The sequence below is a fragment of the Streptomyces sp. NPDC048411 genome (assembly GCF_040704695.1).
Taxonomy (GTDB): Bacteria; Actinomycetota; Actinomycetes; order Streptomycetales; family Streptomycetaceae; genus Streptomyces.
The window spans coordinates 1-6342 of sequence record NZ_JBEZKL010000235.1 but is presented as its reverse complement, the minus strand read 5'-3'; the positions used below and the strand labels follow the sequence as shown (position 1 = coordinate 6342).

Genomic DNA, 6342 nt, shown 5'->3' with positions numbered 1-6342 from the left:
TGCTCACCGCCACCGACTACAGAGCCGAGATGACCGCCCGCTTCGCGATCTGGGAGCAGATCACCGGAGTCGCCTGCCTGCCCACCATGGCCTGATCGCAGGCCCGAACCGCGGGCCCGCCACGCCCCGACGCGCCGTCAGGCACCCACACACCCAACAACGTGACAACGCCCTTCAGCGGCGGCGCTCTGCTGCACCTCTTCGCGGCGGGTGTGTTCGCAGGCCGGGCACAGCCCGCCCTCCGTGGGGCGGTACCCGGCCGGGCCCACGGTGCCCGGCTCGACATCGGTCTGGCAGGACGGACACTCCCAAGTGGCTTCCCACCGGGCCGGTTCCTCGCGCCGCCGCTGGTCCTCCACGGCACGGGCCGCTTCCAAAAGGGGCGCCTGGCCCCCGCGGGTGCGGTAGCCGGTACGTCAGGCGGGTGGGGTACTGGGGCCCAGGACGCCGCGGTCGCGGAGCTGCTGGAGGCTGTCCAGTCCGCCCGGCCGGTACAGCAAAGCGGCCTCGATGTCGGCCTCGGTGGCCCGCACCCGCCGAGTGGCGTCCGTACCGGCCGAGGGGATTTGTGTCTGGTGCTGGGGGCCATGGCCCAGGGGTCTGCTACCGCTCTTCGGCGCGGGCGCGCAGACGGGCAAGGATCCCGTTGGGCGCCGCCGAGTCCTGAGCTGCTTCCTTCACCGCCGGTTCGCGACGGCTGTGCTCGCACGTTGGGCACAGGCCGCCCTCAGCGGGGCGGTAGCCGTCTGGACCGACCGTGCCGGGCTCGACGTCGGCCTGGCAGGACTGGCACTGCCAGGCCGCTTCCCACCGGGCCAGTTCCTCGCGCCGCTGCTCTTGCTCCAGGGCCCGGACCACGTCGCGCTCCTGGCGGCGCTGCTCCTGGCGGGCGTGGTACTCGTCTTTGGTCCCGGTGTTGGTGAGGGCGTCGGTGATCGGCTGCCACTGGTTGCGGCCGAAGCGCCACCACACCGGTCCATGAGGACCATGGGTGCGCAGCTGGTCGAGGTGGGTGGCGATGACGGGGACGGTGCCGGTGTGGTCCCACCAGCCGTCCTCCTCGGTGTCGTTGCGCATTGACTGGTCGAGGGGGGTCTGCCAGGAGGGTTTCCAGAAGGGGCGGGACAGGTCGTGGATGGTCTTGATGCGGTTCATCCGGGCGTCCGGTCCGACGTCTTTCGTGAACATCAGGGCGACGGGCGGGAAACCGCCCCTGTCGGAGTCGTCCCACAGGGTCGACCACATAGGGATGTCGTGGCCGCGGTGGTCTTTCACCTGGCGTCGGAAGAACCGTCGGTAGCGTTCGATCTTCGCGGCGACGACCGCGGCGGGTTCGGTGTGGTTGTCGACCTCCACGAACAAAACCGGCACCTGGTCCTCCGGCGCGGTCAGGACCGCATCCGCGCGCAGGCTGCCCCTCGCCGGTGTCGTGAACGTGCCCGTGACCGGAAGCGCGACCTCGGTCTCCCAGCCCCGCAGATGCCCCAGCCCGCGCGGGCGGACCGGCAGCACCCGCTCGGGGGCGGGGCGGGTGGTGCGGCGGGCGACGGGTTTCGTCGGCAGCGGCGGCGACTGACGGAACGCATCGATCGTGTCCGTCACCGCCAGGGCGTGCGCTGCGCCGGCCTTCGCCGCGTCCCGCGCCGTGCCGCCCATCTCCCGCACCGGCCGCCCCAGCTCCGACGCAGCCGCCGCAAGGCCAGCCGTGGTCAGGTTCCACAGATCACGCCGCACCGGCTGACCGTTCGCCCCCGGCCGGGACGTCCGGCCGACCGACTCCGCCAGCCCGGCATGCCGCAGGTCCTTGCACGCGTTACGCACCGTCTGCAGATCCGCTGTGCCGGGCAACACCAGCTGCCACAGCTGCTCCGCCGACGCCATCGAGCAGGAGGCCAACGCCGTCACCCTCGGCATCGGCCCCTACAGCCAGTTTGGCGACGCCGGGGAAGTCGAGGCGCTGAAGTTGTTCACCCAGCGCGTCGAAGAGCACCGCAACGAACAGCGGCGCCGCCAGCAGCAACTGGACCAACCCGCCGACCAGGCCACCCCCTCCAGCCAGCCGCCGGCGGCCTGACCCCGGCCTCATTCCCGCGGCTGCCGCCGGCCCCCTCCTCTGTCGACTGCACCTTGCACTCCTCCGGAAGAGGGGAGCCGCCGGAGCGGCTGGCGCGCCGCTCGCATTCGAAAATCGAACACACGTACCATTCGCGTGTGCCCACGTACGACTTTCCCGAGGACCTGCGCGACGCCCAGCTCGCGCTGCACCAGACCCGCGCCGCATACGAGCAGTACGCCGCCGGCCTCCCCTGGTCGGCAGAGCCGATGCCCGGCTGGGAGAGCGAGAAGCAGCTTCACTCCGGCTACCAGTCCCACAAGGACGACAGCCCCGGCTACACGGACGAGCAGGCCGCGGAAGTGCGCCGGTTCCAGGCGGAGCTGCTCCGGCTGAGCGCCGTAGTGTCGACGCATCCGTACTGGTCGACGCTCGATGGCGGTGTGGTGGACGCCCGGATGGCGCTCAAGCACGCACACGAGGCCGCGGACCAGGCGGCGTAGCCGTGTCCGATCCCGGATCGATATCCCGCCTCGACAAGCTCCGGGCTCTTCAGGAGTGGCTGGACTGGCAGCTGCGCCAGACCCAGGGCCGGATCCGGGAGCTCGAGGCCCAGGAGCGCCAGGAGCGTCAGCAGCAGGAGCAGCGCAAGCGGGGAAAGCCGCGGATAGAGGAGCGGCGTAGCAGGGAGCGGCGCCCGCGTACCCCGGACTGGGGTATCGACGACATCGGTATCGGCACCCTGCGGTCCGAGGTCCACCGTGGCGACTGTTTCGCCGCCGGAAAGCGGCTGCGGGCAATCAGCCGAGAACAGGCCCTCGCCGCTCTCGCTGACGGGGCCCCGGCCTGCGAGGTGTGCCGGCCGGACACCGCGCTCGGCGCGCTGTGATCGAGGCCGTTGCCAGTGCCACCTGCTGTACAGGCGCCCGGCGGTGACCTCACCTCGGAGCCGATGCCACCGCCGGGCACCGAGCTACCACCTGCACATATGACCATTTGTGAGAAGCGGGGCCCGGGTGCGTACCCCCGGACGAGACGCATGCGAGGGAACGGCGCACCTCCGACGGAAGAAAAGTTAACCAAATACTTGACTATTCGCTGCCGGCATCGAATAGTTAGGTGCATGCTTAACCAAGCTGGTTCGTTGGACCGGGTGTTCCAAGCGCTGGCGGACGCGACTCGCCGGGACATCGTTGAGCGGTTGATCCGCGGGCCTGCCTCGGTCAGTGAGCTGGCCCGGCCGCTGGCCATGTCGCTGCCAGCGGTGATGCAGCACCTACAGGTACTGGAGGCGTGCGGACTGGTCCGGTCTGAGAAAGCCGGAAGGGTACGCACCTGCCACATCGAGCCGGGTGTGCTGCGAATGGCAGAGGACTGGATCGCTGCGCAGCGCACTGCCTGGGAACACCGCCTCGATCGCCTCGGCGACTACCTGACCGAACACTGCGACAGCCCAGATCAAGGGAGCACACAATGACCGATCACGTGGTCACGCATGCCACGTTCACCCTCGAACGCCTCTACGCGGCGTCACCGGCCACAGTGTTCGCCGCGTGGGCCGCCCCCGAAGCAAAGGCCCGCTGGTTCGCTGGCCCCGACGCCGAGCACGAGCTTGATTTCCGCGTGGGTGGGCGGGAGGTCAACCGTGGCCGCTCCGACGGTGGGCCGGTGCTGACCTTCGAGTCCTGGTATCGCGACATCGTCCAGGACGAGCGGATCGTCTACACCTCCACTCTGTCCGAGGGGCAAGACCTTGCGACCGTGTCGCTGACGACGGTGGAGTTCCACCCTGAGGGTGGTGGCACCCGGCTGCTACTCACCGAGCAGGGCACCTTCCTCGATGGCCGCGAAGAACCAAGCTGGCGGGAGCAGGGCACCGGCAAGTGGCTTGACGCGCTCGCCGCCGAACTGCTGCGAAGCATCGAGAAACAGTGATAACCACGAGCAGCCCTTCGCAGACTCACCGTTGGCGGGTGCTGGCGCTGCTGGGCACGGCGTTCTTCATGACCATTCTGGACGGCACCAGCCTGCTCGCCGCTCTGCCCGCGATCGAAGGCCACCTTCGCCTGCACGGTCCTGCCATCCAATGGACCGTGACGGCCTACGCGCTGGCCTTCAGCGGGCTGCTGTTGTTATGCGGCCGCGCTGCAGATCTGCTGGGCCGTCGGCGTGTGTTCATCGCCGGGATGGTGCTGCGGGTCGTGGCCTCGCTGGCGTGCGGGCTCGCTCCATCCATCCAGGCCCTGGTGGCCGCCCGGGCGGTGCAGGGCGTCTCGGCCGCGATCATCGCTCCGGCCGCGTTGTCGATGGTCATGAACACTTTCCCCGAAGGGATCGAGCGGAACAAGGCGCTCGGTATCTGGGGCGGCCTCGGCGGGTTCGGCGCCACCGCCGGTCTACTACTGGGCGGCATCATCACCGATATCTTCGGCTGGCAATGGGTGTTCTGGGTCAACGTCCCGGTCGGGACCCTCGTGCTGGTGCTCGCCCCCTCCATGCTGCGCGAAAGCCGGGACCGCGCACGCTCCCGTTCCTTCGATATCCCTGGTGCGCTGACCATCGCCCCAGCACTCGTTCTGCTCGTATACGTGATCACCCGGGTGCCGACATCCGGGTGGGCGAATGGACAGAGCATCGGGCTACTGGCCGCCGTGGCCGTGCTGGTCTGGATGTTCATCCTGATCGAGAAGCGATCGGTGGCCCCGCTCGTTTCCTTTCAGTCGCTGCGCTCGCGCATGCTGATCGGCGGCAACCTTCTCCTGCTCATCGCTGGCATGACCGTCGACGGCATGCTCGTCATCCTCACCTCTTTCGTGCAGCAGGTGCTCGGCTGGCCGGCGGCGCAGTTCGGGCTGGCGGCCGCGATGATGACCGTCACCGCGGCCGCAGGCGCACTGCTGAGCCAACGGATCGTGCCCAGGCTCAGCCTGGGGCGGGTAGCTGCCGCCGGGACCGTCCTGCTCGGTTGTGGCTGCCTGCTGCTCACCCGCATACCGGCCGGTGGCCCGATGAGTCTTCTGCCGGCGGCCCTGTTCTTGTTCGGGGCGGGAATGGGCGCCGTCACGGTATGCGCACAGATCGCCGCGCTGACCGGCGTCACCGAAAAGAACTCAGGCCTGGCCGCCGGCCTCGCCGACACCTCCTTCGCCGTCGGCACCGCCCTCGGCACTGCCATCTGCACCAGCGTCGCTGCCGCCCGCACGTCCGTGATCGGTGGTCCGGCACCGCTCGCACTCACCACCGGGCAGCATGCCGCGTTTGGGGCAGCTGGCGCCTTCGCCGCTCTCGCCTTGATCACCGCGTTGACGCTCCTCAGCAAGCGATCCGGCCTATCCCGCAGTGTGTCGACAGACGCAAGCGAGAACGTATCTACCAGGGCACCGTCGACCTCACCTTGATCTACGGGACACACCCCCTTGGCTCGCTCCTGGCGTGATTCCGGTTCCGCATTCCCGGCCATGGGGACCCTGACTACGCCCGGAACCCGCCGTCAGCACGTCGGAGCACGTGTCAGGTGAGGCCGGCGGAGGCGTTGTCGTCCCAGCCGTCCTCGCGCTGCATGTAGCCGAGCATGGAGCGGGAGTGGCGGGCCCAGCCGCCTTGGTCGGCGATGGCGATGCCGTCCTTGCCCTTCTTGCGGCCGGTGGAGGCGAGCCCGATGCGCAGGGAGTGCCCGGTCCAGTGGAGCGGCACCCCGGCCCGCTGGGAGATGCGCTTGACCGCGCGGGTGACGCTGTCGGGGACCATTCCGCCGGTGATCCGGCCCCACCGGTCGATGCCGACGAAGGCCGGGGTGGACGGGCCGGCCCACACCTCGCCGTGTTCGGCGACCAGCTGAGTGCGGTAGGCCGTCCAGGCCCGCACCGGGCAGACCTCGGGATCCTGTGAGTACCGGATCTTCGCGTTACGCACCGAGTGCTTGGTCTTCCCCGTCAGTACGGCGATCTGCATGCCGGCCGGGTGCAGCGTCACGTCGCCGGTGAGCAGTCCGGCCGGTTCGCTGGCCCGGCTCGCGTAGTGGAATCCGCTGAGGACCAGCGCCTTGTCGCGCAGCCCGGCCAGGGTCGGCGGGCAGGAGCGGGCGATGGGGCGTTGTCACGTTGGCTGACCGGCGTGGGATGATCTTCGTGGAGGTCGTATCAGGGAGGGGCCTGCTCGTGTCGTCCGTGTCACCGTCGTACCGGGGGCACCGGAACCCCGTCGAGATCATCTCCCACTGCGTGTGGCTGTACCACCGGTTCCCGCTGTCGTTCCGTGAGGTCGAGGAACTGATGCTCGAGCGCGGCGTG

General features: G+C 69.4%; 8 protein-coding genes and 1 pseudogene. 7 read left to right on the top strand and 2 right to left on the bottom strand.

Annotated features, from left to right (window positions below):
• Nucleotides 1–603: 603 nt before the first annotated feature.
• The gene (locus tag AB0915_RS37825) at nucleotides 604–1881 is read right to left on the bottom strand and encodes a replication-relaxation family protein (RefSeq protein ID WP_366695755.1); all 1278 of its coding nucleotides are present in this window, start codon (nucleotides 1879–1881) and stop codon (nucleotides 604–606) included.
• Between AB0915_RS37825 and AB0915_RS37820 the strand changes: the two genes are divergently transcribed.
• From AB0915_RS37820 to AB0915_RS37795, 6 genes are all read left to right on the top strand, one after another.
• On the top strand, nucleotides 1838–2074 hold the full coding sequence (locus AB0915_RS37820) for a hypothetical protein (RefSeq protein WP_366695753.1): 237 nt from the start codon (nucleotides 1838–1840) through the stop codon (nucleotides 2072–2074). The genes AB0915_RS37825 and AB0915_RS37820 overlap by 44 nt on opposite strands.
• A gap of 137 nt (nucleotides 2075–2211) precedes the next feature.
• Nucleotides 2212–2556: a hypothetical protein gene (locus AB0915_RS37815; protein ID WP_366695751.1), complete on the top strand. Its 345-nt coding sequence runs from the start codon at nucleotides 2212–2214 to the stop codon at nucleotides 2554–2556.
• Between the two features lie 2 nt (nucleotides 2557–2558).
• On the top strand, nucleotides 2559–2942 hold the full coding sequence (locus AB0915_RS37810) for a DUF6233 domain-containing protein (RefSeq protein ID WP_366695749.1): 384 nt from the start codon (nucleotides 2559–2561) through the stop codon (nucleotides 2940–2942).
• Between the two features lie 234 nt (nucleotides 2943–3176).
• On the top strand, nucleotides 3177–3530 hold the full coding sequence (locus AB0915_RS37805) for a metalloregulator ArsR/SmtB family transcription factor (protein ID WP_366695747.1): 354 nt from the start codon (nucleotides 3177–3179) through the stop codon (nucleotides 3528–3530).
• Nucleotides 3527–3988 carry an SRPBCC family protein gene (locus tag AB0915_RS37800; RefSeq protein WP_366695745.1) on the top strand — a complete coding sequence of 154 codons (462 nt, stop codon included), beginning with the start codon at nucleotides 3527–3529 and terminating at the stop codon, nucleotides 3986–3988. Before AB0915_RS37805 ends, AB0915_RS37800 begins: the two co-directional genes overlap by 4 nt.
• Nucleotides 3989–4026: 38 nt before the next feature.
• Nucleotides 4027–5451, top strand: coding sequence for an MFS transporter (locus tag AB0915_RS37795; protein WP_366695743.1), 1425 nt, complete (start codon nucleotides 4027–4029; stop codon nucleotides 5449–5451).
• Between the two features lie 112 nt (nucleotides 5452–5563).
• Here AB0915_RS37795 and AB0915_RS37790 read toward each other — a convergent pair whose 3' ends face one another.
• Nucleotides 5564–6025, bottom strand: coding sequence for a hypothetical protein (locus AB0915_RS37790; protein ID WP_366695741.1), 462 nt, complete (start codon nucleotides 6023–6025; stop codon nucleotides 5564–5566).
• A 146-nt stretch (nucleotides 6026–6171) separates the two neighbouring features.
• Between AB0915_RS37790 and AB0915_RS37785 the strand changes: the two are divergent.
• Nucleotides 6172–6342: pseudogene (locus AB0915_RS37785) on the top strand (IS6 family transposase); the annotation flags it as partial.

Bases quoted from the DNA above. Each gene is read 5' to 3' on its own strand.
- AB0915_RS37825 (WP_366695755.1), bottom strand. From the start codon at position 1,881: ATGGCGTCGGCGGAGCAGCTGTGGCAGCTGGTGTTGCCCGGCACAGCG.
- AB0915_RS37805 (WP_366695747.1), top strand. From the start codon at position 3,177: ATGCTTAACCAAGCTGGTTCGTTGGACCGGGTGTTCCAAGCGCTGGCG.
- AB0915_RS37800 (WP_366695745.1), top strand. From the start codon at position 3,527: ATGACCGATCACGTGGTCACGCATGCCACGTTCACCCTCGAACGCCTC.